The organism is Pseudomonas profundi (assembly GCF_008638305.1).
Lineage (GTDB): Bacteria > Pseudomonadota > Gammaproteobacteria > Pseudomonadales > Pseudomonadaceae > Halopseudomonas > Halopseudomonas profundi.
Genome location: NZ_VTPZ01000012.1, coordinates 43,609 through 69,125, shown reverse-complemented (window position 1 = coordinate 69,125; position 25,517 = coordinate 43,609). Strand labels below are relative to the sequence as shown.

Below are 25,517 nucleotides of genomic sequence, written 5' to 3'. Positions count from 1 at the left end.
TGCGTTCTATGAATGGAATAAGGCCTGTAGATGCTTCGTTGTAGTGGCAACGGCACATTCACAGGCCCTGCATTATCCGACAAAGCCAGCGCCCATTCATAGCAAAGCGCACACCGGGTGCTGCCGTTCAGGCGGTCTGACTGGTCAATTGCACCCGCTCTTCTTCGTACAGCTCCTTTTTTGACAGCTTGCCGACGGGTGTTTTCGGCAAGGCGTCGCGTATGGCCATTGCCTGCAGTCGTTCATGCCGGCCCAGACGCGGCTCCAGAAACGCCTGGAGCTCTGCAAAATCGAAAGCCTGCGCGCCAGCCTTGAGCTTGATGAACGCCTTGGGCGCTTGCCCCCGATAGGCATCGTCCACACCGATAACAGAGACCTCCTCGACCGAGGGATGTTCATAAATCGCTTCTTCGATGGTGCGCGGGTAAACGTTGAAACCGCTGCACAGAATCATGTCCTTGGTCCGGTCGACGATATAGAGGTAGCCATCCTCGTTCATATAACCGATGTCACCGGTACGCAGATAGCCGTCATCTGTCATGGCTTCGGCAGTTGCATCCGGGCGCTTCCAGTAGCCTACCGTCACATTTGGACCACTGATGCAGACTTCGCCGCGCTCCCCCGGGGCGAGGCTGCCTGAGGAGCCGTCCAGCGGAGCGATGCGGATACGCGTACCTGGCATCGGAATGCCACAGGAGCCAGGGCGCGGTTCAGCGCCCATGGGCGAGAACGTCCCGGTCGTCGTCGTCTCAGTCATACCCCACCCTTCACGCAGACTGCAGCCGGCCATGTCGAGATAGCGCTGCTGAACTTCGGTAGGCAACGGCGCACCGCCCGAATTACACAGCTTAAGGGAGGTCAGGTCATGCTGCGGCGTGTCGGGGTGTCCCAGCAGGCCAATAAACATGGTCGGCACACCCGGAAAGGTGGTGATCTTGTTCTCGCTGATCTCCCGTAACACCGTCGGCGCGTCGAAGCGCGGATGCAGGTAAACCTCAGCCGCCATGCTCAGGCCAAACACCATGTTGATCATCAGCGCATAGATATGAAAAGGCGGCAGCACTGCCAGCACCCGTTCCTGGCCAGGGGCCAGCGCCACATCGAGGATTTCCTTCAGCTGTGCGCAGGCCGAAGCGATGTTGCCGTGGGTAAGCATCGCGCCCTTGGGCGCACCCGTGGTGCCGCCGGTGTATTGCAGCACCGCCAGCGTCGACTCGGGACCGTCCAGCGCGAAGGCACGATACTCACCGGTGTTATCCAGCAGGTGGGTAAACGCAACGCAGCTCGAGTCGAACCCAACCTCCACCGATGGCCCAAGCTGATCAGCACCGGGAGTCACGCCCGGCCCGCAGAAATCCGTCATGCCGCCAACAACCAGGGTCTGCAACCGGGTTCGCTGACGCAGACTGGCCATCTTCGGGTAGAACGCGGCCAGATCCAGCGTCACCATCACTTCGGTCTCGCTATCCTCGATCTTGTGCTCGAGCGTGCGCTCGGCATCCAGCGGCGAATAATTGACCACGGTGCCGCCGGCCCGCAGGACCGCGAAAAAACTGATGTAATAATGCGGCGTGTTAGGCAGGTACAGGCCAACATGCACGCCAGGGCCTACGCCCAGATGCTGCAGGCCCGCTGCAGCCCGGGAGATCAGGTCATCCAGCTGACGATAACTGAGCCGATGACCGAGGAAATTGATGGCGGGATTGTCGGGAAAATGGCGTACCGCATCGGACAGCAGCTCATATACAGGCCGAGCCGGCAAAGCGGCGTTCCAGTCAACATTGTCCGGATAGGATCGCAACCAGGGCATTTCGCTATTCACAATGGCACTCCGCGTATTGTTTTTTTTGAGTAGGTCGACAGCATGAAACTAGCCTGACGCTGGCCCTTCAGAAACGTGCATCCACCGCCGATATATCACGCTATAGGCTGCGTTAAGCCGGGATAGACCGGGCAAGGGGCCGCTTCGCTCACAGGCCAGCCATCTGCGTCACCGCGGCTATTGCTACGAATGCCTGCAAAAGGCTATACAGAGCCACTGATTTTTCTGCCTGAGATACACAATGCGCAAGCGCCTCGTACCTATAACAATTATTGCTGTCGGCATTCTCGGCTTCATCCTGCTCAAAGTGACCAGACCGGTACCCGAACCGGTGACACCGACTGAGCGTAGCTGGCGGGTAGAAACCCTGCACATTCAACCCGAAGCCTTCCAACCCAGCCTGACTCTATATGGCCGGCTCGAGTCCCCCCTGCGCCTGACCAGTGTGGCGCCGATGGCGGGGCGAATCGGCGAACTGCCGGTGCGTGACGGCGAGTTGGTTGATGAAGGCGAACTGCTGGTGGCGCTGGACGAAGCGGATGTGATGCCCCGGCTGCAACAGGCGCGCGCGGATCTGGCCGATGCCGAGTCCCAGCTGGAGAACGCGCGCCTGGCTCACAAAAATGATCAAAGTGCGCTGAAACTCGAGCGCCGCATCCAGGCCAACGCCAACAAGGCCCTGGAGCGCATGCAGCAACTGGTTGATCGCGGACTGTCGCCGCAGGCCGAACTGGACGCGGCCACCGACGCGCTGGACAGGGCAGCGCTCACCGTTGCCATTCGCGAACGTAACATCGAAGGGTATCCCAGCCGCATGGCCGGCCTGGAGGCGCGCGTCGAGCGCGCCCGTGCCGAACTGGAAAGCACACAACGAGACGTCGAACGCAGCCGCTTCCTTGCGCCCTTTGCCGGCATTGTTGGTGAGGTACGCGTGGCGGTCGGTGATCAGGTCGCAGCCAACGCGGCATTGCTGGATTTCTACCCGCTGCGAGACATGGAAGTGCGCGCCACCCTGCCGCAGATCTATAGCCAGGCATTCATCAGCGCATTGAACAACGGCAAGCGATTGCCCGCCACGGCATTGAATACCGATCCACCGGTGCAGCTGACCCTGCAACGCATTGCTGGCCAAGCCGATACGCGCGGGGTCGAGGCGCTCTTCACGCTGGATCAGCCGCACCCCGGCTTGCGCGCGGGCAACCTGCTGGCGATCAGCGTAGCGCGACCGGCCACTGACAACAGTGTGGCGCTCCCCTACAGCTCCATCTATGGCAATGACACCATCTATCAGCTGCTGGATGAGCGCATGCACCGACTGGCCATTCAGCAAGTCGGCGAAATTCTCATGGAGTCGGGCGAGCGTTGGGTGCTGGTGCAATCCCCGGAGCTGCAACCCGGCATGCAGATCATTACCACCCATCTGCCCAACGCCATGCAGGGTCTGAAGGTGGATGCCGTCGAGGCGGACAAGGGTAATCCGCCGGAGCCGGCGCGATGAATGGCAAGTCGAGCGCGATCAGCTTCTTCGTCCGGCACAAGGTCGCCGCCAACCTGCTGATGCTGATCATGCTCGGCGGCGGCGTGCTCGGCCTGATGCGCATGAACATCCAGTTCTTTCCGACCTTCGCACTGGATTTCGTCACCGTGCGGGTCATCTGGAGCGGCGCTGCCGCGGAGGACGTCGAGCAGGCAATCACCCAGCCACTGGAACAGCGGCTGCGCAACATCGAAAACCTCAAATCGATGACCTCGACCTCTGCCCAGGGCGTTTCGAGTATCACCCTGGAATTCCGTGAAGGCACCGATCCAATCGTGGCGCTGGACGATGCGCGCCAGCAGGTGGACGAGTTCCGCAACCTCCCAGGCGATGCGGAACGTCCGGAAGTCACGCGGGTTGCCCGCTACGAGCCGGTGGCCAAGATTCTGCTATATGGCCCGCTGGCCGACCACGAATTGCGCAGCGCCGCCAACCGGCTGGAAATTGACCTGCTCGATCACGGCGTTGACCGTGTCGAAATCCGTGGACTGCCGGAACAGCAGATCAGTATCGAGATTTCCAATCAGCGACTGCAGGAGCTGGGCATGTCGCTGGATCAGGTGGCAGAACGGGTCGCTGCCGAATCCCGGGATTTGCCCGCCGGTCTGGCCGGTGAGCTGGACGCCGCCCGCGAGCTCCGTGCAGTCGAGCAGCGCCGCGCGCCCGAGCAATTCGCCAACCTCCCGCTGGAACCCGGCGAAGGTAATCACCTGCGCCTGGGGGATGTGGCGAACATCCGCCAGGAAGCCATGCGCAATCAGCCGGAGCTACGCTTCAAAGGCTATCCGGCGGTGGAGCTGATACTACAGCGCGCCGAGAATGGCGACTCATTGGTGGCGGCGGAAATCCTCAACGACTGGCTTGCCGAAGTGCGCCCGACCTTGCCGCCGGACCTTTCCCTACACGTACATGATCAGGCCTGGGAAGCTATCGACGAGCGCATCAGCCTGCTCATCAATAACGGCGTCGGAGGGCTGGCACTGGTCATCCTGTTGCTGTATTTCTTCCTGCCCGGTCGCGTGGCGCTATGGGTCGCGGTCGGTATTCCCACCGCGTTCCTCGCCGCACTGGCGGTGTTCTGGTTGATCGGTGGATCGATCAACATGATCTCGTTGTTCGCGTTGATCATGGCGCTGGGTGTGATCGTCGACGATGCGATCGTGGTCGGTGAAGATGCTGATGCGCATTTTCGCAATGGCGAGCAGCCAGGGCTGGCGTCGGACGGCGCGGCGCACCGCATGCTCTGGCCCGTCGTGGCCTCCTCGCTCACCACCATTGCCGCCTTCATGCCGCTGCTGATGATCGGTGGCATCTACGGCAGCATTCTCGGCGACATCCCGACGGTGATGATCTGTGTCCTCATCGCCTCACTGCTCGAATGTTTTCTGGTCCTGCCCCACCATCTGCGCAATGCCTTCCAACCGAAGCCGATCAATACCGGTACAGGCTGGCTACGCAGCGTGGGCAATCGGGTGGACGCCGTACGTGCGCGCTTCGATGTGGGTTTCGATCGTTTCCGTCAGCAGCGATTCCGGCGTTTGAGTGAACTGTCGCTGCGCCACCGGGGCGCCACCCTCGCCTGCGCGCTGGTCAGCGTCATCCTTACCGTCGGGCTGATCAGCGGGGGGCGCATTGGCTTCAGTTTCTTCCCGACGCCGGAACCGCAGGTGCTCAATGCCAGTGTGAGCTTCGTCGCGGGCACGCCACGCGAGCAGGTCGATCAGTTCCTGATTCATCTGCAGGAAACCCTGAATGACACCGAGCAGGCGCTGGGTGAAGACTTGATCCTGACCGCAGTGGTGAGCCTGGGTGAAGTAACCGGCCCCTCTGGCATGGGTCGGGCCGGTGACCAGCTTGGATCGATCATGGTCGAGCTGCAATCGCCGGATCACCGTGACGTTCGAAACCAGCAATTCATCCGCGCCTGGCGCGAGCGCATCGAACTCCCCGCCGGTATCGATCGACTGGTGATCAATGAGCGCACCGGGGGCCCGCCCGGCAAGGATATCAATGTGCGCCTGACCGGCGATGATCCGGTGCAACTGAAAGACGCCGCCGACGCCCTGGGCGTGATGATTGCGTCCATTGGCGGCGTCATCAGCACCGAAGACGATATGGCCTGGGGCCGCGAGCAATTGATCTACAGCCTCACGCCCTACGGCCAGGCGCTGGGACTGAGTACGGAAAGCCTTGGACGACAATTGCGCGCCGCCTACGACGGCCGCCTTGCCCAGATCTATCAGCATCGCTCGGATGAAATCGAAGTACGCGTGCAGCTACCGCGCAAGGAGCGTGAACAACTGGCCAGCCTCGGGGATATGACTATCCGGCTGGACGATGGTCGCTTCGTGCCGCTGGGTCAGGTCGCTACTTTCAGTGCGGGGCAGGGTTTTGAAGCACTGCGCCATGCAGAAGGCCATCTGGCCGTGGAGGTCACCGCCGACCTCGACCCGACGCAGACCACCGCCGGTGAGGTGATGGAAGTCATCAACGGCGTGCTGCCCGACCTGGCCGCTGCGCACAACGTTCGTTACAGCTTCGAAGGCCGCTCGGCGGACCAGCGCGAGACCATGGCCGACATGAAGGCAGGGCTGATCATTGGCCTGTTGCTGATGTATGCGGTGCTGGTCTGGGTATTCACCTCCTGGACCACGCCGCTGATCGTCATGTCAGTGATCCCACTAGCACTGGTCGGTGCCCTGCTCGGGCACTGGTTCATGGGACTGCACATGACCATCCTGTCGATGTTCGGTCTGTTCGGCCTGTCCGGGATCGTGGTCAACAATTCGATCATTCTGGTGAGCTTCTATCAGGATCAGCGCAAGCTGGGGTTAGACATCAATGACGCCATCAGCGAAGCGGTAGTCCAGCGGCTGCGCGCTGTGCTGCTGACCTCGCTAACCACTATTGGCGGCCTGTTGCCCCTGCTCTTCGAGACCTCGCTGCAGGCACAGTTTCTGATACCCATGGCGACATCAATCGCCTTCGGCCTGGGCTTCTCGACCATGCTGGTGCTGCTGGTTATTCCGGCGTTGCTGTCGGTGCTGGAGGGGTACAAGGAAAATCGCGGCAAGGCCGCTACAGCGGGAGCTGAGGGGTAAGAGGTTGATGCGGTAAAACAGGGAGCCTGCTGCAGCGCCTGGCGCACCGGCAATGCCGGTGCGCTGGCCGAAGTGGGTTAAACGTTCGGTTGCTTGACCGTATCCAGAGTCTTGGTAATCGCCGCGACGGCAGCGCCGATATTGCTCAGCTCCGCGGGCAGAATCATGGTGTTGTTGGTCTTGGCCAGTTTGCCGAACTCATTCACATACTGCTCGGCAACGCGCAGCGCAACAGCATCCTTGCCGCCCTGGGTATTGATCGCCTCGGCAACCAGGCGCAAGCCCTGGGCGGTGGCCTCAGCGACCAGTTCGATCTGACGCGCCTTACCCTCGGCTTCGTTGATCTGGCGCATCTTGTCGGCTTCGGAGAGGTTGATGGTCTCCTGCTTGATCCCCTCGGAAACGTTGATCTTGGCCTGACGCTCGCCTTCGGACTGTGCCACCACCGCACGACGCTCCCGCTCGGCGCGCATCTGTTTCTCAAGCGCATCGAGAATGGTCGCGGGCAACTCGATATCGGCGATCTCATAGCGCATCACTTTCACACCCCAGGGCCGGGCAGCTTCGTCCAGTGCGTCGACGACCTGCACGTTGATGGTCTCGCGTTCCTCGAAGGTCTTGTCCAGATCGATCTTGCCGACCACCGAACGAAGCGTGGTCTGCGCCAGCTGCATGGCGGCGTAGCGGTAATCGTTGATGCCGTAGCTTGCGGCCTTGGGATCGACCACCTGCAGATAGATCACGCCGTTGACCACTACCTGGATGTTGTCCTTGGTCACACAGGCCTGACGCTCTACGTCGATGGCTTCTTCCTTGAGGGTATGGCGATAGGCGATCCGGTCGACGAAGGGAATCAGCAGATGAAAGCCCGCGTCCAGGGTCTTGGTGTACTTGCCCAGCCGTTCGACCACGTAGGCTGACCGTTGCGGCACAATCTGCGCGGTCTTGGCGATGGTGATGACGATGAGGGCCAGGAAGGCCAATGAAATGATTGTAGCGATTTCCATGCTGTTACTCCGTTGTGTGGTTATTCAGCTGTCACAGGGCACTTTGCAGTCACCCTTAAAACGATGCCGCGGTGGGCCGAAACCCACGCAGCGTCGCCTGTTTTCAATGGTTCGTCGGACTCGGCGTCCCATTTGGCGCCGTTCAACTGCACTGCGCCTACGCCCTGCTCGAAATCCTCCAGTACGGCAACCCGTGCGCCGACCAGATCGCCCTCATCCGGCCCGCTGGCCCGGTCGGATACGTCACCATGCAACCAACGGCGAAACCGCCGGCGCAAGCCGAACAGCGCCAGCAGGCTGACCACCGAGAAACACAACAGCTGCACCGGCAGACTGTCAATCACGCCCACGAGCGTAAGCAGTCCGACTACCAGCGCGCCGATTCCAAAAAACACCGCAACCACGCCCGGAGCGGCCAGCTCCGAAATCAGCAGCAGAAACCCGAGCACCAGCCAGAATGCATAATTATTGAGTAGGTCAATCGTAAGCATCAAACTCATCCCTTAGATATGCCGACAAAGCCGGAAGCCTAGCAGAATGCGAAGGCGCCCGTACGAGCTTGCAGCACAATGTCGTGGCGATAACCTGTCTCGCCGACCGACCTGCACCAGGCAAAATGCAACAGTGCCGGATTCGGCTTGTCGGAGATATAACCACACCGGTTTTTGCCGACTCCTGCGGAGGTTATATGCGCGCCGACGAATATCTGAAAAAGCATGGACTGGAAGAAGACAAAAAGGACGAACTCAAGGACTCAAGCCTGAAGGGCAAATCACTGGAACGTGCTACCCACCCCGAGCCGCCCAAGGCCGGCACGCCACATGACTGGGAAGACTGGGAGAACTTCAAAAAGGATGAGGAACGCAAGGAGGACGCGGACGCCGACAAGTAAGGCTCAACCGACCCCTGAGAGCCGGTGGGCCTGGTCCTGCATCGGCGTAATTGCAGCATTAGGTATGTCCGAGCCTGAAACCTAACCAGCCACCACTCCGACCAGTCCCCCTCTTTGAAAAAGAGGGGTTAGGGGAGATTCAGCGCAGCGATCCACCAGGCCAGATCGAAGCCTGTCGCCCACCGTCAGCCAGGATTGAGCAAAACGCCGTGAACCCATCCGTGGGGGCTTGGTGAAAACATCCCTGTTTTCAACACTTGCTCCACCCTGACAGCCGGTGGGCTTGTTCGAACATCCGCGTGATACGAAGAAAAACCTGCTTGGAATTTGCCATCCGGCAACTCGAACGTTCATGCAAAGCGAGGCGACAGCTAACCCGAGCTCCAACACAGACTCGCTATTTCACGACAATGCGTTTGCATGTGCTGCCAGGTCAGGAGCCAGTCGCCCACCATCANTGCGTTTGCATGTGCTGCCAGGTCAGGAGCCAGTCGCCCACCATCAGTCAGGATTACGCAAGACGCCGTGAACCCATCCATGGGGGCTTGGTGAAAACATCCCTGTTTTCAACACTTGCTCCACCCTGACAGCCGGCAGGCTTGTTCGAACATCCGCGTGATACGAAGAAAAACCTGTTTGGAATTTGCCATCCGGCAACTCGAACATTCATGCGAAGCGAGGCGACAGGACTGAGCCGACCGTGCGATGACAGGGATGTCATCGACGAGCTTACAGGGAGGTACTTGCAGCGTGTCGGCGCAGCCCTGTCGCCTCGCGCCAGCTAACGCCTACGTAAGACCTACTCAGGGACGGTTGAGATGAACCGCCCCCGAGTCACATCACTTCTTCATCCACACCCCATTGAGCATGATGTACTGCCCCGGCGCTGTACGCTCGATGGCCTTTTTGCCGGCCATCGACTCCACGTCACTTTGCTGGATACCGTTTTCCTTGGCCAGTTTCTGATATTCATTACGGCGTGCCTGGTTGATCTGACTGGCAATTTCCGCCGCCTCGCCGCCCGGGTTCACCACACTGAGATAACCATTGGGTTGCTCGCCAAGCTGGCCGGCCGCTTTAGCCGCCGGCAACGCCGACATCGCCTCGTTCAGGCTCATCGCCAGCACCGGCATACTCATCATCAGCGCCAGTAAAAGGCCGCCCATCCTGATAGTCATACGCATGTCATTCCCCCGGGATTGTCAGAACAACCCACTCGATTCACTGAAGAGCTCATCGAGCTCCTTGTCGACCCTGACGTAGATCTCATGCTGAATCTTCACGTTCAGGTTGATGTTGATTGGTTCACTGGGCGCTTCCAGCTTTACCGTGGGTGCGCAACCTGCCATGAACACCACAGCCATTGCCGCTATCGGAAACATTCGCCAACGCATGAGGCTCTCCTCTGCTGGGTCAGCGCCGCTGCAGCAGCCGCTCCTGAACCCGTTTCTGAATGATATCGCTGACCTGTCCGCTCAGCTGAAGGCTGGCCAGCAGCGCCGGGATATCTTCTTCCAGACGTACATTGAGGTGCACCGGACGGCCCTGCTGCAGCTCTGGATTATGCCCCTCAAGACGCAGGCCGAGTACGAGTGTACCGTTTTCGGCATAGTCGATATCGCTCGCGAGCACACTGTACCGGAAATCATCCAGCGCTAGCACCAGCTCACGCATGCCGGGGTTGTCGCCGAGCCCGGCAAGCCTGTCCGAGCGATACTGCAGGGCACCACCCGGCTCACGCGCCCTCAGCGAACCATTCTCGATGATTACGCCGTTATCCGTCAGGGTGACCGGCAACTGACCGTCAATAATGCCGTGCCCACTGAGCCCTTCCGCTGGATAGGCTTTGAACAGCTCGGTCAGCTCGACGCCCTGCATCTGCACCATGAGCTTCTGACGCGCATGGGAAAAATCGAGTGTGGTCGGTTGCAGCAATAGCCGACCGCCCAGCAAATCAGTGGAGGCGTGTTCGATATGCAGCTCGCCAGCCAGCGTTTGCCCGAGTGTCGCTTGATAGCGGCCGTCAAAACGGGCAGGGCCGACTGGCAGGCCGGGATTGATGGACTGTAGCGTTATAGCCGATGTTGCCAGGGTGACCTGTTCACCTTTCAGTTCCATGGTCAGCGGCAGATCAAGGCCGCTGAATTCCGTGCGGTCATATATGCCGCTGCCGCCCGAAAGGTCGATCCGCCCGGACAGCCGCTCGATAGAGGAATGACCGCTGGCATCGAAGTTGGCGGTCAACTTGCCTGCGCTCAGGTCAAGCAATGCAGGCCAATCGGTGAGCGTCAGCGCGAGCGGATTGTCCGCGCGCAGGAAGATTGCGTCAGGCGTCAGCCGTGCCCGCCAGCCGGCGTTTGTTGGCCAGGTCATGTCCAGACCGAACTGCAAACCGCTTGCCGCCGCCGCCACGCCCTTCCAGTCCAGGCCTTTTTCGCCATAGCCCAGCCTGCCAACCAGGCTCCAACTTTGCGGGCGTAGCATGGCATGCTCCAGTCTGGAAGCGCCAAGGCGGATGGGTGCGTCGAGCCGTGTGGCGTCCTGGCCGTCAAACGGTATATCTAGCTTGAGTCCGGCCAGTTCCAGTCGCGTATCGATCAGCGAGACGTCTGCCTCGCCCAGTCGCAATGCAGCTGAATCAAGACGGGATGACTTGCCCAGGGTAAGGCTCAGCAACTGTTGATTGACCAGCCCCTCGAAAGACAAATCGGCCCGCAGATCCTGGAATCGGGCGCCGGCATAATCGATACGGCCACCCACCAGTTGCAGACGACCCTGATGTAACTCAGCTTGCAGCGCCGGGTTGTTGGTCAGACTGAGCCTGGTATCGAGCGTACCGGTAACCGGACCGCCCAGGGTCGCGCTGAACGTCAGCGGCAACGCGGCCCGCCAGCCTTCAGTGGAACCCGGCTCTGGTTCAATAACAGCCTGCAGGGAGACCGGACGCACGTCGGCGGGCAGATTCGCCAATGCCGGCCAACTCAACCGCTCCAGCTGTACGCTGGCTGTACCCTGGTGCAATAACCAGGCGCCCTTATCGCCCTGGAAATCAAAATCAGCCGCCCCGCTGACAGCCCCGACATCTTTGACGTCCCAGGGCTGCGGCAGGTTGAGCTGGCCCTTGACTCGCACGGCTCCGGCCAGCAAATCCGTCCACTGAACGGGCGTTCGACCGGGCTGCAGCACCCAGTTCGCATCGAACTGCAGGCCAGTCGGCAACTGCTCCAGCGGCAGGGTTCCTGGCTTCAGCCATGGATCAACGAATCCGAACAACCAGTTGGCGTCCGGCCAGCCGGGCATGCTCACGCTGCCTTGCCATTGAGCAGAATCTGTAGCGCCTCGCCAATCCGCGCGCAGCGCCAGGGCGTGCTGGCCTGAGAGCGCAAGATCGCTGCTGAGCACAAGGTCGTCCGCCTCGTCGCGCAAGTCGACGCTCAAAGCCAGACTTTCCGTGCCGGACAGCAGAGCAAGCTGCGCGGCGAACGAGTTGGCAGAAATGACATTGCGCCGCGCATCAAACGAACCGCTGAGCTCGCAGGTCTCCTGCTGACAGGGCATGCTCAGACTCAGATCTCGGATAGCAGCCTCGGCGGGAAACCAGTGCGGCACGTGCAGCCAGTCGCGCGGATCCAGCGAAGCGGGCGATTGATCAATCGACGCCGGCGCCGGTGAGCCGGGGTTCGGGTCAAGCATGGGATCTTCAAAGGTCATACCGGGCGTGGGACGCCAGTCAAGATCCAGATCCCGCACATCAACCAACTCCAGGCGCGGCCCTGCTTCCCACACCAGTTTGACCTGAACGCCCCAGGCGGCAAAACCCAGATCGCCCTGTTCGGCTGCGTATCGGCCGGTGATCTCCGCGACGCTCAACTCGTTGCCCGACCAGCTCACGCCTCGCCAGTCGAGATGTTCGACGCCGGCATCCCGTAACGCTCGCTGCGCTGACTGCACGGCAAAGATGCCGGCCAGCGTTATCAATGCAAGCACCACGATCAGGATCCGGAACGCGGTCCGCATTAGGGTCTGTTGACGTTTCATAGCGGGCCGCGTTGCTGTGTCAAATGCCGCAAGGCCGGGCGGCGTTCCGCAAGGCGCGGGACGCAGGCAATGGTTGTTCCCTCGCCAAGTCCTGCAACACTGCATGGCGGTATTTGGAACCGCAGCCTAGGCGGCCCCACCCGAAGGGACGGACCCCGTTTTGCGCAGCACTGCGTTGCTCGTCGTTTATTTGGAATGACCACAAAAACGCCTGGAGCGTTTTTGCGCGCAAGCCCCGCAGGGGTGAAGCACATGGATGTGTTGAACAAATCCCTCTCCTCGCGCCTTGTTCTGCACCAAACGGGCCTCCGTCGCGGCCGCGATGAAACGTCAACAGACCCTACATCTCCTCAAAGGTCTGTTGTCAGGTTAGCATGGCGCCAGACATCACACGCCTGGGCCTGGAGCTGATACATGGACGCATTAGCGCGGTTGAACCGCCCGCGACGCCACATAGGAGTGTTCAGCATGTTTGCGCTGGCATTCCTGCTGATCTGGATCGCCCTGGCGGTTTATCAGGCACTACGACCGCTGCCGACGGGCATGTCGTTCGCCGGCCCACTGCGTCCTGCAGGCGATCTGGCCTTACTGACTGATCAAACCTACCGCTCGGCCGATGGCGAGCCAGTCAGCGAGCAGCAGATATTCGACGAAGTGTTCAGACTGATCGACCAAGCGCGCAAGCTCATTGTGGTCGACATGTTTCTGTTCAATGAGTTCGCGGCCGAGGACAGCTATCGCCCCCTGACCACGCAAATGACCGAAGCCCTGATCGCGGCGCGGCAGGCACAGCCAGGCATCGAGGTGGTACTCATCACCGACCCGTTCAATCATCTTTATGGCGGGTTGCGTTCGCCGCATCTTGAGCAGCTGGCCGAATCCGGTGTCCAGGTGGTGTATACCAATGTTGACCGGCTCCCCGCCTCGAACCCGGTATGGTCCGGATTGTGGATGCTGTGCTGTAGCTGGGTCGGTAACAATCCAGACGGCGGCTGGTTACCCAACCCGGTAGCCGATGAGGACGTCACGCTGCGGACCTATCTGCATCTGCTGAATTTCCGGGCCAACCACCGCAAGACGCTGGTCGTCGATCAGGGTGATGACTGGGTTGGCCTGATCACATCCGCCAACCCCCAGGATGCCAGCAGCCGGCACAGCAATAATGCCATTCGCTTCAGTGGCGCCGCCGTGCTGGATCTCCTGCAAACCGAGCGTGCCGTATCAAGCATGTCCGACGCTGCGATCGGTGCGAACTGGCCTGCACCACCCGCGCCCGTGCCTGTCTCCCCTGACCCTGCGATCCAGATACTGACCGAAGGCGCCATTCGCGACGCGTTACTGGCAATGATCAACTCGTCAGAACGGGGCGACCGTCTGGATATGGAAGTGTTCTATCTATCCCATCGACCGGTCATAGACGCGCTGATCAGCGCTCACCAACGCGGCGTAACCATAAGAGCGATCCTCGACCCGAACCGCGACGCCTTCGGTCGGGAAAAGAATGGCATTCCGAACCGTCAGGCTGCCTGGGATCTGCATAAAGCCGGTATCGATTTGCGCTGGTGTTTTACCCAGGGCGAGCAATGTCATCGCAAATGGATTCGGCTGGATCGAGCCAATGGCGGTGCCGAATTGATCAGCGGCTCGGCCAACTTCACCCGCCGCAACCTTGATGATCTCAATCTGGAAACCAGCGTCCGGCTGGTCGCGACGCAGCATCCTGTGCTGGATGAAACCCGCCAGGTATTCGAAAAGGTTTGGTCAAATGCTGACGGCGCAACCTACAGCCAGCCTTATGACGAATTCGCCGATCATTCGTGGGCTCGCTATGCTCTGTACCGGCTGATGGAAGCGACCGGAATCTCTACGTTCTAAGCCCAGAGCGGCAACACCCGCAGACGCCTCCAACCTAGGAGGCGGACTCCCTCGTCACGCCACCGTCTCGTTCTCGAACCATGCTGCAGACCCGTTCTGGTCCGCTTCGAGCAGGCCGGCTACCCGTTGCAGGCTGGCCAGCAACATCAGCTGCTCCCAATCAGCCAGCTGACCGAAACGATCAAGAAACTGGCTTGGCAGCAAGGCGGGTTCTGCCTGGATAGCGGCCAGGCCCTTATCGGTCAGCGCCAGATGCACTTTGCGCTTGTCACGCTGGCTGCGAATACGATGAAGCAACTCTCGGTTCTCGAGGCGGTCAATGATAGTACTGAGCGTCGCCTGAGACACGCTGACCTGCTTTGCCAGCTGGCCCAGAGTACCCTCGCCCATGGCTTTGATGCTGTGCAGGATCAACAGCTGGATAGGCGTCAGTCCGCTGTGCCGGCCAAGGCGTTTGGCATGAATCTCACTGGCTCGCTGCAGTCGTCTGAGGGAAAGGTAAAGGTCGTGCATCATGTGCATGGTGTCTGACTCCGGCGGCACGTCGAACGAAGGCGGCATTTTGCCACAAACCCTAAATATTACAGTAATAACTAGATAAACTTTTTCGACGCGCTAACGAAAGCTATGAACCCCAGCAAACGGCGCTTTCAGTGCATCGGAAACAGGAATGCTACAACATTAGTATTTTGACTTCAAAATAGTTGGCTGTTTTAATCGGCGATCACATAGCCAAAACACCCGAGAAAGCGTTTTTGGCCCCATTTCTTTCAAACGGACGAGACTATGTGTGGAATAGCTGGAGAACTTCGCTTTGACGGGGCACCCGCGGACATGGGCGCCCTGGATAGAATTACGCATCACATGATCAAGCGCGGGCCGGACAGTGCCGGGTTGTGGTCACAGGGGCCGATGGGATTCGGCCACCGCCGCCTCAAGATCATGGATCTGCATGCCGCTTCAGGGCAGCCCATGGCTGACGCCGAGCTCGGCCTGTCGATGGTCTTCAACGGCGCGATCTATAACTACCCGGAACTGCGCGCCGAGCTGGAATCCATGGGGTACCGCTTCCATTCCGGCGGCGACACCGAGGTTGTGCTCAAGGGCTATCACGCCTGGGGTGAACAACTATTGCCGCGCATGAACGGCATGTTCGCCTTTGCCATCTGGGAGCGCGACGCGCAGCGCCTGTTTCTCGCCCGCGACCGCCTGGGCATCAAGCCGCTGTACATCAACCGCACCGGCGAGCGCCTGCGCTTTGCCTCTAGTCTGCCGGCGCTGTTGCAGGGTGGCGGTGTGGACACCTCTATCGATCCGGTAGCACTCAATCATTACCTGTCGTTCCATGCCGTGGTGCCAGCGCCGCGCACCATGCTGGCCGGGGTCGAGAAATTGCCCCCAGCGCACTGGCTGCGGATTAACGCGGACGGCAGCCAGCGACAGGAATGCTGGTGGACCGTGCAATATGGTGCCCGCGCCGAAGAGCAGGATCTGACCTTCGACGACTGGCAGGACCGGGTGCTCGATAGCCTGCGCGCCTCGGTCAAGCGCCGCAATCTGGCGGCCGTGGATGTGGGTGTGCTGCTGTCTGGCGGCGTGGATTCAAGCCTGCTGGTTGGGCTGCTGCGCGAAGCCGGTGCAGACAAGCTGCAAACCTTCTCGATTGGTTTTGCTGACGTGAACGGCGAAGCCGGTAACGAATTCAAATATTCGGATCTGATCGCCGAGCATTTTGCGACCGATCACCATCAGCTGATGATCCCCGAGCAGGAAATCCTCACCGAGCTGCCCAGCGCCTTCCGCGCGATGAACGAGCCGATGGTCAGCCACGACTGTATCGCCTTCTATCTGCTGTCGCGGGAAGTGTCCAAGCACTGCAAGGTGGTGCAGAGCGGCCAGGGCGCGGACGAGATATTTGCCGGTTATCACTGGTATCCCAAGGTCGACGAAGCGGACGACCCGCTGGCGGCCTATCAGCAGGCCTTCATGGACCGTGATTTTGCGGAATATCGCCGCACAGTCCAGCCCGCCTGGGCACAACAGGATTACGCTGGCGAGTTCATTCGCGATCACTTTGCCCAGCCCGGTGCGACCAGCGGCCTGGACAAGGCCATGCGCCTGGACACCTCGGTGATGCTGGTGGATGACCCGGTCAAACGCGTCGACAACATGACCATGGCCTGGGGTCTCGAAGCACGTGTGCCCTTCCTCGATCACGAAGTAGTCGAGCTGGCAGCGCGCATACCCGGCAAATACAAGCTGCCCGACGAGGGCAAGTATGTGTTGAAGGAAGCCTCACGCAAGGTGATTCCCGCCGCGGTGATTGACCGGCCCAAGGGCTATTTTCCGGTGCCGGGGCTGAAGTATCTGGAAGGCGGTACGCTGGATTGGGTACGCGAGGCGCTGACCAGCCAGCGGGCCCGCGAGCGTGGCCTGTTTGATACCGACTATGTGGACACCTTGCTCCAGGACCCGAAGAGCCATATCACGCCGCTTCGCGGATCAAAGCTGTGGCAGCTCGCCGTCCTTGGGCTCTGGCTGGAGGCGCACGAACTCTGATCCGCTATGACGGTCAGGATTGGACAGGGAATGCATCGGCGGCCACGCCGGATATCACCCAATAGCCCGATTCATGTCAGTGGGCAAGAAGAGGATAACGCTCGAATGACCAAGCATTTGCATCCCGACCAGCACCGGCTGATGCGCGGGCAGGCTCCGACCTATGAGAGCATGCGCGCTGGACACGCCCAACAGGGCTCGCCGGATGGGGGTCATACCAAACCGGTGACCATCCAGTGCGGCTGGGGCCGATTGCTGGTAGGCCAGACCTTTTCCGATTACGAAGTCTTGGCCAATACCTTGCTGGACGAACGCCCCGGTGAACGCGATATCGCCTTGTATGTGGCCGATCCTCAGGTAGTGCTGTCCTTTGCTCCGCAGCACCTGTTCCTCGACCCATCCGATACCATGCGCCTGTGGTTCAGCGATTACCGCCCGGCGCACCATAGTCTCCACGGATTTCAGATTCGCCAGCCGCAGCATCCGGGCGACTGGTCTGCGATCAACGCCCTGTATGCCGCGGCAGGCATGGTCAAAGTCGATCAAGAACGCATCACCGCTCGAGCGAATGGTGGGCCCACCTACTGGCTGGCCGAGGATGACGACACCGGCGAGGTCATCGGCACGGTCATGGGTCTGAATCATGCAAAAGCCTTCGATGATCCGGAAAAGGGCTCGAGCCTCTGGTGCCTCGCCGCGGACAGCCAGAGCCTGCGGCTGGGCATCGGCGAAGCCCTGGTGCGTCACCTTGTCGAGTATTTCATGAGCCGTGGCTGCCAATATCTGGATCTGTCGGTAATGCATGACAATCAGCAGGCCAAGACGCTCTATCGCAAGCTGGGTTTTCGCAAATTGCAGACCTTCGCCATCAAGCGCAAGAACAGCTTCAACCAGCCATTGTTCATCGGCCTCGAGAGCGACAAGGAGCTCAACCCCTACGCTCGTATCATCACCCGTGAAGCCCGCCGACGCGGTATCGAGGTGCAGATCGAAGATGCGCCCGCCGGGCTTTTCATAATGACTCATGGCGCACGACGCATTCGCTGTCGCGAATCGCTCAGCGACGTGACCAGCGCCGTAAGCATGACCTTGTGTCAGGACAAGAAGCTCACCCACCGTACCCTGCAACGCCATGAGCTGCGTACGCCGCAGTTTCAGCTGGCAGGCGAGCCGGAGCAGAACGCGGCGTTTCTTGCCGAACACAAGGCGCTCGCAGTCAAGCCGAACAATGGTGAGCAAGGTCATGGCGTGGCGGTCAATATCCGCGACGCCGAGGCGCTGGAAGAGGCAATCGCCGAAGCCAGGCAATACGACACTGAAGTTCTGCTCGAGAGCTATCACCCCGGGGACGACCTGCGGGTGCTGGTAATCAACTATGAAGTGGTGGCTGCGGCGATCCGCAAGCCCGCCGAAATCTGCGGCGATGGAAGCAGCCCCATCTCTCGACTCATCGAAAAACAAAGCCGCCGGCGACAGGCCGCCACTGACGGCGAAAGCCAGATTCCGATGGATGCCGAGACGCAGCGTACAGTTGAGTCGCAGGGCTATTCGTTGGACGACGTGCTGCCCGCCGGTCAGCATCTGTATGTGCGACGCACCGCCAACCTGCATACCGGTGGCGTTTTGCTGGATGTGACCGACCGGCTGCATCCAGACCTTAAACAAGCCGCGATCCGAGCTGCCGACGCCCTGGAGAATCCGGTGGTCGGCCTGGATTTTCTGGTGCCGGCAGTCGACCAGCCGGAATACGTCATTATCGAAGCCAATGAGCGGCCAGGCCTGGCTAACCACGAGCCACAGCCCACCGCCGAGCGCTTCATCGACTTGCTGTTTCCGCTAAGTCGGGCGCATCCTTGATGCGAGAAGCGACAGCCCGCGAACGGAGATTTTATGCCTTATAAGCGTTACGGCCCGGATATGGGCTTTCTCAAAGGCACCCTGCTCGAGATGCTCGCCATCCCCTGCCCGACCGGTTTTACCGATGGCATAGTGCGGTATGTGTCAGAGCATCTGGATGCGATGGGCGTGCCCCACGAACTGACCCGGCGCGGTACCATCCGCGCCACCATCAAAGGGCGACAGAACAGCCCGGACCGCGCCATTGCCGCGCATCTGGATACCATCGGCGCCATGGTGCGCAGCATCAAACCCAACGGCAGGCTGGAGTTGGCGCCTATCGGTCACTGGTCGAGCCGCTTCGCTGAGGGTAGCCGGGTCAGTCTGTTCGGCGACCACGGCTGTTTGCGCGGCAGCGTGCTACCGCTGATGGCGTCCGGTCACGCCTTCAATGAAGAAGTGGACGCCCTGCCTGTGAGCTGGGATAACGTCGAACTCCGCATTGACGCTGAGACCACCAGCCGTGCCGAAACCGAGGCGCTGGGTGTGCACGTTGGCGATTTCGTGGCTTTTGATCCGCTGCCGGAATTCTCCGACAGCGGTTACATCAGTGCCCGGCATCTGGACAACAAGGCCGGCGCCGCCGCACTGCTCACGAGCATCAAGCAGATTGTTGAAAGTGGCGAAGAACTGCCGATGGATCTGCACCCCATTTTCACTATTACCGAGGAAACCGGCACCGGTTCCGCCGGCGCTTTGCCCTGGGATGTCAGCGAATTCGTGGGCGTGGATATCGCGCCTTCGGCTCCCGGGCAGACCAGTACCGAACACACCGTATCGCTATGCATGCAGGACTCGGGCGGGCCCTACGACTATCACCTGTCGCGCCACTTGCTCAGCCTCTGCCAGCGCGACGAAATACCCGTCCGCCGTGACGTGTTCCGCTATTACCACAGCGATGCCGAGTCAGCGATCCGCTCGGGCAATGATATCCGCACCGCGCTGATTGCCTTCGGCACCGACGCCACGCATGGCTACGAGCGTACCCATCGCGATAGTCTCGAAGCCGTCGCTCGCCTGTTGACGGCCTATGCTTTCAGTCCGCCGGTATTCGAGCACGACGAACGCGACGATGCGCCACGGGAAAACTTCCAGCGCCAACTCGATCCCGAGACCATGTCCAGCAATGAAACGCACCTGCCGCCACTGGAAAGAGTGTTCGCCCATGAGAGCATGGACAGAGACCTGCCGGAGCTGGAAGAAACGAAACGACTGACCGGAACCAACCGGCACCTCGACAACAACAATACTTGAGCGGACCCTTGACCATGCACAAACTTCCTACGCTGGCCCTTGGCGGGCTGGCGCTCGCTATTATGACGTCCACTCTGCAGGCACAGGAACGGCAGCTGAGTTTGCCTGCGCAGGTCGTACTGGGCAGCGAGAGCGGCGACGAAGAGGTACGCCTGCCTCTTGCCCGTGACACCCTCACTGGCGATCAGCTCAGCCCCCAGAGCCTGGGCGCGAACATTTCTGAATCGGTGCAGCGAGTGCCAGGCATCGTTGCGCTGAACAGGCAGAATTACGCGCAGGATTTGCAGATCTCCTCCCGTGGGTTTGGTGCTCGCGCAGCCTTTGGTGTGCGCGGCGTGCGTCTGGTACAGGACGGCATCCCGCTGACCATGCCTGACGGGCAGGGCCAGCCAGCCTTGTTTGATCTGGACAGCCTGCAGCGCATCGAAGTACTGCGCGGTCCGCTGACCACGTTGTATGGCAATGCCTCCGGCGGAATCATCCAGGGCTTCACCGGCGAAGCACCCTTCTACCCGACTCTGGACACACGGACCGCTTTCGGCCCCGACGGGCTGCGACGCTCGCGTTTGCGCTATGGCGGTCAGCATGGCGATCTGAATGTCAGCGCCAATGTGTCGCGACTGGAAACCGACGGCTATCGTGATCACAGCGATACCCGCCGCGACCTGGCCAATCTGCGTCTGGGCTGGGATATCGATGATGCTTCCAGCCTGACACTGCTGGTAAACATGCTCGACCAGCCGGAAACCGAAGACCCGCTGGGGCTGACTGCAGACGCCTTGCGGGAGGATCGCCGCCAGGCGGTGCCGAACGCTTATCTCTATAACACTCGCAAATCAGTCAAGCACAACCAGGCCGGCCTGAACTATCAGCGGCGCTTGGACAATGACGATGAAATCACGGTAATGATCTACGGCGGCGAGCGCGACGTGCAGCAGTATCTGGCGTTTGCCGGGGGCCTGGAATACTCGGGGGGCGGCGTCATCGAGCTGGATCGCCGTTTCGGCGGCGGCGAACTCGGCTGGCAACGCAATACCGAGCTGTTCGGGCTACCCGTGGAACTGGCCGCCGGCCTGACCTACGACTATCAGGGCGAAGGCCGCAAGGGCTTCGTCAATAACGAAGGTTTCAAAGGTGCGCTCAAACGCGACGAGTTCAACCGGGTCGATAGCCAGGAAGCTTATCTCATCAGCACCTGGCAGCTTGACCCACGCTGGAGTCTGACCGCCGGAGCGCGCCACAGCCGAATCGAATTCGATTCGGATGATGATTTTCTGTTCGATGGCCAGAACGACAGCGGCAGCGTGCGCTACAACCAGACCAACCCGGCGCTGGGCGTCAGTTATCAATGGACCGAGACGGTCAGTTTGTACGCCGCGCTCGGACAGGGTTTTGAAACACCGACCTTTCAGGAATTGGCTTACCTGCCCGAGGGTAGCGGCCTGAATTTCGGCCTGGAACCCAGCCTGTCACGCAATGCTGAGATCGGCCTGAAGCTGCGCAGGAATCGCACCCAGGTCAACGTCGCTCTGTTCGAAAGTCGGGTCAAGGACGAGATTGTCACCGGTCCTGATCAACTGGGCACCGGCCGTTCTACCTATGCCAACGCAGGGCGCTCGACCCGGCGTGGAGTCGAGTTGTCGATCGATCAGCAGTTCGCCCATGGAATCGGCGCCTACCTCGCCTATAGCTACCTGGATGCCACCTTCGACCGCTATCGCAACAGTGACGGCGAAGATCTATCAGGCCGGCAATTGCCAGGCGTGCCCGAACATAGCCTGTTCGCCGAACTCAATTGGCAGCCGCCAGGAACGGGATTTACGACCGCGCTGGAGGCGCAGAGCCTGAGCCAGCGCTATGCCACGGACGACAATAGCGCCCAGGCGCCAGGTTACGCCGTGTTCAACTGGCGCGCCGGCTATCGGCACGAGATGGGTCAACTGGCTCTGGAGCCCTTCGCCCGGATCGACAACATCGGCGACAAGGAGTACATCGGATCGCTGATCATCAACGGCGCGGGCAACCGTTTCTATGAACCCGCACCGGACAGGCAATGGCTGGTGGGGCTGGGTGTGGAGTATCAGTGGCGATAAGCTGAACACGGACATCGGTACCTTTGTGGATGGCACAACAGGGCCGGGATAGCACGTGCTATGGAGGGCCAGGTGCCATCCTGGCCAGCTTACTCGCTGGTAACGCCGTTGGTCGAGGTGGAACTCGGCACTCCGTAGCGCCCAGTTTCATTTCGCCAGCGTACCTGTCGGCGACGCCTATCGTACGAGTTGATGCTCGAACTTCGCGGGAAATCCATCCGGACTCCGCCGCAGACATCCCGCATCGGTCCATGATCGATGCGCGCCGGCGCAGGCGGGGTGAGACCTCCCAGAAACACCACGTTCTACAGCAAAACGCTGCGTCTCCTGGGGCTGTGAAGCGCCTCGGGCCGCGTTCGGACTCTACGGCAAGCTATCCGCGCGCACTAACCGCACAGCCGCCCCCGGGAGCAATGAGTCGACGTATATATCCGTGCAAGCCCCACAACGAGCAGGCGCTCGACACCCCCAGGAAAAACCACATAGACTCGATTGCAGGCACACCCCTTTCGACGGTCCGCGCCAGGAGCCACCATGAATAGCATGCCACCCCGTTTCGATGCCCAACAGGACCTCAGCCTGGACCCGTACTGGATGCCCTTCACCGCCAATCGTCAGTTCAAGGCGCGGCCCCGCCTGCTGGAAAGCGCGCAGGGCATGTTTTATACCGATATACAGGGGCGCGAGGTGCTGGATGGCACCGCCGGGCTGTGGTGCTGCAATGCCGGACATGGCCGCCGGGAGATAACCGAGGCGGTCAGCAAGCAGGTCGGCAAGCTGGATTTTGCGCCATCCTTCCAGATGGGCCATCCGCTGGCGTTTGCGTTGGCTGAACGTCTGGTAGACATTGCTCCAGCCGGACTGAACCGCGTGTTCTTCACCAACTCGGGCTCCGAGTCAGTGGATACCGCACTGAAAATCGCACTTGCCTATCAGCGAGGCCGTGGACAGGCCAATCGAACCCGCCTGATCGGTCGCGAGCTGGGCTATCACGGGGTAGGCTTTGGCGGCATCTCGGTCGGCGGTCTGGTCAACAATCGCAGGGCATTCGGGAGCCTGCTGCCCGGTGTCGATCATCTGCCGCATACGCTGGATATCGAGCGCAACGCCTTCACCCGCGGGTTACCTAAACACGGGGCGGAACTGGCAGACGACCTGGAGCGGATCATCGCCTTGCACGGCAGTGAGAACATCGCCGCGGTGATAGTCGAGCCCATGGCCGGGTCTGCCGGCGTAATACTGCCACCGCAGGGCTACCTCAAGCGCCTGCGCGAGATCACCAGCAAACACGACATCCTGCTGATCTTCGACGAAGTCATCACCGGTTTCGGCCGTCTTGGCGACGCCTTCGCCGCGCAGCGCTGGGACGTAACCCCGGACATCATTACCACAGCCAAGGGTTTGACCAACGGCGCGATTCCCATGGGTGCCGTGTTTGTCAGCGAGCAGATACAGGACGCCTTCATGCAGGGACCGGAGAACATGATCGAGCTGTTTCACGGCTACACCTATTCCGGCCACCCCGTTGCTGCCGCCGCAGCGCTGGCGACACTGGATATCTACGCCAACGACGGACTGCTGACCCGCGCGCAACAGCTGGAGGTTTACTGGCAAGAGGCGCTGCACAGCCTGAAGGACCTGCACCACGTCATCGATATCCGCAACGCCGGTCTGGTCGGTGCATTGCATCTGGCGAGTCGTGACGGAGCACCCGGCGCGCGCGGGTATGAGGTGTTTGAAGAATGTTTCTGGGACGGCCTGATGGTACGTTGCACTGGCGACATCATCGCTCTGTCGCCGCCATTGATAATCGAAAAGCCCCATATCGACCGCATTATCGAAACGCTGGAAAAAGTGCTCCGCCGCACGCCATAAGCGTCGCCTCCAGCGGAACCGGGTCACTCCCGACTCTCCGCCGTACGATCCGTCGCACATCGCTCGAACAAGCTCTCGGACAATTCCCCTTTTTGAAAAAGGGGGTCAGGGGGATTCGGGGTTAAGCAGGCCCAGATGCGAACCCGTCCGCAACAATCCCCGCTGCAGATTGCCCCTGCCCAGATAACCGGCCAACCTGATAATGAACAATCGTTCATAGCAGAGTTTGCCGTCTCTGCGTGTTGGTTCCGCTGCGCCACAGCCGAGCGCGCCGGGACCGAAATCTGCCGGGGCGCCTTCGTATGATCGTCATGCTCCGGCTCCAGAATCCGGAGAATAATTACCGTGAAGATCTGCTTGCTAGTTTCTGCTGTGTGTCTGTTATCGCCTGTAGCAATGGCTTTCAACCCTCCAACACCGGGCCCTGGGCCGACTGATCCGCCGCCGGATGGCCCGGTAGCCTGCACTGACAAGGATCTGCAACCGGGCGAAACCACCCGCACCATCAATGTCGGCGGCCAACGTCGCGAATATGTACTGTACGTGCCGGAGTCCTATAACAACGCCAGCGAAACGCCATTGATGCTGGATTTCCATGCCCTGATGACCAGCGCTGACTATCAGATCGAGAACTCCGGTACGCGGGAAGTCGCCGATGAGGAAGGCTTCATCGTAGCTTATCCCCAGGGCGTGGATAACGCCTGGAACCTGGGTCCCTGCTGCACCGAATCGCGCGCAGTGGATGACGTCGGTTTTGCCAGAGCGGTCGTCGAGGAAGTATCAGCCCAGGCCTGCGTCGATGAGAAACGCGTCTACGCCACCGGCTATTCAAACGGCGGCGGCATGGCTTATACCCTGGCATGCCGGGCGGCAGACATGTTCGCGGCAGTCGCACCCGCAGCTTTCGACATGATCGAGGAGACCGCCTGCGAGCCATCGCGCCCGGTGTCCGTGTTCGCAGCGCGTGGCACCCGCGATTCCATCGTGCCGTTTGAGGGTGGTGAATCCACTCCGCCGACCCGCTACCGTCTCGACCCAATCACCTTCCTCGGCGCTGAGGGAAGCCTGGAAAAATGGGCTGATATCAACAATTGCAGCGGCACGGCTACTGACATGGGTAACAATTGCAAGGGTTATAGCAACTGTGACGGCGACACCGAGGCAGTCCTTTGCACCGCCAGGCTCGGTGGTCACAAGGCCTGGGATGCACAAGCCAGCTGGAACTTCCTCAAGGACCACGCCCTGCCCTGAGATATTTCCGTACGTTAGCGGCCGCAACGGCCAACAGGTGCGCACCCGCCGGCTTGCTGGCGGTTGCGCACGCGTGCTGGGCACCCACTCGGCACTGACTTGAACATCTTTCTTGCCGACACAGCATGGTCTAAACGTGACTGACGGGTTACATTCCTCGTCAACCAATGCATTCAAGACCATAATTTCCCCTGGATTGTTCAGGAAGCTCCGAGAGCCAGCCATGCACCGGCCTGACGGGACGCACTCATACCACACCGCAATCCTGTCTTGTGACCAGGCAGGGCTGCCAAGCGTGATATGAACGCCTGTCGCGG

17 protein-coding genes are annotated in these 25,517 nt (G+C 60.5%); 10 read left to right on the top strand and 7 right to left on the bottom strand.

What is annotated here, in order from left to right:
* Positions 1-127: 127 nt before the first annotated feature.
* Entirely contained in the window at positions 128-1,822 is a 1,695-nt protein-coding gene (locus FZE95_RS15240) for a long-chain-fatty-acid--CoA ligase (RefSeq protein WP_223825084.1), read from the bottom strand.
* Between the two features lie 241 nt (positions 1,823-2,063).
* Here FZE95_RS15240 and FZE95_RS15235 point away from each other — a divergent pair, with 241 nt between their 5' ends.
* Both FZE95_RS15235 and FZE95_RS15230 read left to right on the top strand, forming a co-directional pair.
* A complete protein-coding gene (locus tag FZE95_RS15235) occupies positions 2,064-3,320 on the top strand; it encodes an efflux RND transporter periplasmic adaptor subunit (RefSeq protein ID WP_150301734.1) in 1,257 nt (418 codons plus the stop codon).
* Positions 3,317-6,460, top strand: a complete 3,144-nt coding sequence (locus FZE95_RS15230) for an efflux RND transporter permease subunit (RefSeq protein WP_150301733.1) — start codon at positions 3,317-3,319, stop codon at positions 6,458-6,460. The genes FZE95_RS15235 and FZE95_RS15230 overlap by 4 nt, the downstream gene beginning before the upstream one ends.
* A 77-nt stretch (positions 6,461-6,537) precedes the next feature.
* Here the strand turns inward: FZE95_RS15230 and FZE95_RS15225 are convergent, their stop codons facing one another.
* Positions 6,538-7,467, bottom strand: coding sequence for an SPFH domain-containing protein (locus FZE95_RS15225; protein WP_150301732.1), 930 nt, complete (start codon positions 7,465-7,467; stop codon positions 6,538-6,540).
* Between the two features lie 20 nt (positions 7,468-7,487).
* Positions 7,488-7,958, bottom strand: coding sequence for an NfeD family protein (locus tag FZE95_RS15220; RefSeq protein ID WP_150301731.1), 471 nt, complete (start codon positions 7,956-7,958; stop codon positions 7,488-7,490).
* Positions 7,959-8,155: 197 nt separating this feature from the next.
* On the opposite strand from FZE95_RS15220, the gene FZE95_RS15215 reads away from it, so the two are divergent.
* Complete coding sequence (locus tag FZE95_RS15215; protein ID WP_150301730.1) at positions 8,156-8,359, top strand: hypothetical protein; 204 nt, start codon at positions 8,156-8,158, stop codon at positions 8,357-8,359.
* Between the two features lie 839 nt (positions 8,360-9,198).
* Here the strand turns inward: FZE95_RS15215 and FZE95_RS15210 are convergent.
* The 3 genes from FZE95_RS15210 to FZE95_RS15200 are packed head-to-tail and all read right to left on the bottom strand — an operon-like array spanning position 9,199 to position 12,397.
* Positions 9,199-9,543, bottom strand: a complete 345-nt coding sequence (locus FZE95_RS15210) for a YdbL family protein (RefSeq protein ID WP_150301729.1) — start codon at positions 9,541-9,543, stop codon at positions 9,199-9,201.
* A gap of 18 nt (positions 9,544-9,561) precedes the next feature.
* Complete coding sequence (locus FZE95_RS15205; RefSeq protein ID WP_150301728.1) at positions 9,562-9,753, bottom strand: YnbE family lipoprotein; 192 nt, start codon at positions 9,751-9,753, stop codon at positions 9,562-9,564.
* Between the two features lie 19 nt (positions 9,754-9,772).
* Positions 9,773-12,397 carry an intermembrane phospholipid transport protein YdbH family protein gene (locus FZE95_RS15200; RefSeq protein WP_163981853.1) on the bottom strand — a complete coding sequence of 875 codons (2,625 nt, stop codon included), beginning with the start codon at positions 12,395-12,397 and terminating at the stop codon, positions 9,773-9,775.
* A 468-nt stretch (positions 12,398-12,865) separates the two neighbouring features.
* Between FZE95_RS15200 and FZE95_RS15195 the strand changes: the two genes are divergently transcribed.
* Positions 12,866-14,272: a phospholipase D-like domain-containing protein gene (locus FZE95_RS15195; RefSeq protein ID WP_150301726.1), complete on the top strand. Its 1,407-nt coding sequence runs from the start codon at positions 12,866-12,868 to the stop codon at positions 14,270-14,272.
* A gap of 54 nt (positions 14,273-14,326) precedes the next feature.
* Here the strand turns inward: FZE95_RS15195 and FZE95_RS15190 are convergent, their stop codons facing one another.
* Positions 14,327-14,794, bottom strand: coding sequence for a MarR family winged helix-turn-helix transcriptional regulator (locus FZE95_RS15190; protein WP_163981854.1), 468 nt, complete (start codon positions 14,792-14,794; stop codon positions 14,327-14,329).
* A gap of 264 nt (positions 14,795-15,058) precedes the next feature.
* Between FZE95_RS15190 and FZE95_RS15185 the strand changes: the two genes are divergently transcribed.
* The 6 genes from FZE95_RS15185 to FZE95_RS15160 all read left to right on the top strand — a co-directional run bounded on the left by FZE95_RS15185 (position 15,059) and on the right by FZE95_RS15160 (position 25,200).
* The gene (locus FZE95_RS15185) at positions 15,059-16,831 is read left to right on the top strand and encodes an N-acetylglutaminylglutamine amidotransferase (protein ID WP_150301724.1); all 1,773 of its coding nucleotides are present in this window, start codon (positions 15,059-15,061) and stop codon (positions 16,829-16,831) included.
* 105 nt (positions 16,832-16,936) lie between these two features.
* A complete protein-coding gene (gene ngg / locus FZE95_RS15180) occupies positions 16,937-18,688 on the top strand; it encodes an N-acetylglutaminylglutamine synthetase (protein WP_150301723.1) in 1,752 nt (583 codons plus the stop codon).
* A 33-nt stretch (positions 18,689-18,721) separates the two neighbouring features.
* A complete protein-coding gene (locus FZE95_RS15175; protein ID WP_150301722.1) occupies positions 18,722-19,981 on the top strand; it encodes an osmoprotectant NAGGN system M42 family peptidase in 1,260 nt (419 codons plus the stop codon).
* A 14-nt stretch (positions 19,982-19,995) separates the two neighbouring features.
* Positions 19,996-22,074 (top strand): TonB-dependent receptor family protein, encoded by a 2,079-nt coding sequence (locus FZE95_RS15170; protein ID WP_150301721.1) that lies wholly within the window; start codon positions 19,996-19,998, stop codon positions 22,072-22,074.
* A gap of 534 nt (positions 22,075-22,608) precedes the next feature.
* A complete protein-coding gene (locus FZE95_RS15165) occupies positions 22,609-23,949 on the top strand; it encodes an aspartate aminotransferase family protein (RefSeq protein ID WP_150301720.1) in 1,341 nt (446 codons plus the stop codon).
* A 396-nt stretch (positions 23,950-24,345) separates the two neighbouring features.
* A complete protein-coding gene (locus FZE95_RS15160; RefSeq protein ID WP_190324582.1) occupies positions 24,346-25,200 on the top strand; it encodes an alpha/beta hydrolase family esterase in 855 nt (284 codons plus the stop codon).
* The last annotated feature ends 317 nt before the right edge of the window (positions 25,201-25,517 follow it).